General features: G+C 68.2%; 1 protein-coding gene. It reads right to left on the reverse strand.

Annotation, left to right across the window (positions count from 1 at the left end; all coding sequences use genetic code 11):
• Window positions 1-126 precede the first annotated feature (126 nt).
• Window positions 127-1,350, reverse strand: coding sequence for an IS701 family transposase (locus tag ACFVZH_RS40380; RefSeq protein WP_384905633.1), 1,224 nt, complete (start codon window positions 1,348-1,350; stop codon window positions 127-129).
• Window positions 1,351-1,461 lie beyond the last annotated feature (111 nt).

Here is a 1,461-nt window from a genome sequence, read left to right on the forward strand (position 1 = left end):
GGTCTCACGGAGACCGCCCCTCGATCGTGTGACAACGCCGCAGATAGTGACAGCGGCGGGCGACTGCTTGGCGTCGGCGTCGCCAGTTCGACCAGCTCAGCGCGTGGTGCCGTCCGCGGTGTCCGCTCAGGTGCGGGGGCCGGGCACGACAAGCTGCCAGGAGTCGCCGAACCTCCGCCACTGTGAGTTCGATGGCCTCGGCTGTCCCATCTGTTCCGCCCCTTTTTCCCAGGGATGGTGTGCCGTGGCGGCCAGGAAGGCGTGCGCGAGCATGGCCAGAGTGATGTGCCGATACCAGCCCACGTAGCGGCGGACTTCGTACTGGTCCAGGCCGCATTCGTTCTTCGCGGCCTGGAAGCACTCCTCGATCGCCCACCGTGCCCCGGCGACCCGCACCAGTTCCTGGACGGTGACCTGAAGGGGTGCGTATGCGAGGTAGTAGGCGATCTCGTCGGGCTTGCTGATGCTGCGCCGGGCCAGTGCCCACCGCATCCGGTGAGGGACCTCGCCCTGGTAGTCGAACTCGGCGACGGCCGGCAGCCGGACCGCGGCCCAGTGGTAGACGCGGGGTCCTTTCGCGCCGTCGCCGCACGAGATCTTCTCCCACGCTTCGTCCGGGGCCTGCGCGAACACCCCGTCGATGCGTGGGCAGCCCACGGTGAACTGGGACTTGGGGACGGCCAGTACGTAGCCGACGCCCGACTGTTCCAGTAGTCGGCGGAATCGGTTGTCCTGGCCGTAGGCGGAATCCGCGGTGACCCAGGCGATGGGCAGTGGCGAGGCGACGGCCCGCAGCACCATGTGCCGGGCCAGTTCGCCCTTGGTGGCGAACTCCCGTTCGTCGGGGACCCTTGCGGTGCGGCAGCGTTCCCGATCCTCGGTCCATGACTTGGGCAGGTAGAGCTCGCGGTCGACCAGGGCCCGGCCGCGGGCGGTTGCGTAGGCGGCGAAGACGCCGATCTGGCAGTTCTCGGTCCGGCCGGCGGTTCCGGAGTACTGACGCTGGACCCCGGCTGAGGTGGTGCCCTTCTTGATGAACCCGGTGTCGTCGATGATCAGGATGCCGTCGGCCTCGCCGAGCTTGTCGGCGACGTATTGCTGCAGGTCGTCGCGGATGTCGTCGGGCTCCCACTTCGATCCGGCAAGGAGGTGCTGCAGGCCGTCGGGCGTGCGGTGGCCGGCTTGTTCGGCCAGCTGCCAGCTGTTCTTTCGTGCTACCGGGGCGAGCAGCCCGCGTACGTAGTCACGCATGCGACGGCGGAGCTCGACTCGGCCGAAGCGGTGCCCGATGGTCAGGAAGAGATCGTCCAGTTCGAGATCCCACTGCGCGGCGGCATACTCGGTGATCACCCTCGAAGGCTGCCCAGCCGCTGTCACTATCTGCGGCGTTGTCACACGATCGAGGGGCGGTCTCCGTGAGACCGCCCCCGCACGATCGAAGCCCCGCTACACTCCAGCCGC

The organism is Streptomyces sp. NPDC059534, assembly GCF_042743475.1.
Classification (GTDB): Bacteria; Actinomycetota; Actinomycetes; order Streptomycetales; family Streptomycetaceae; genus Streptomyces.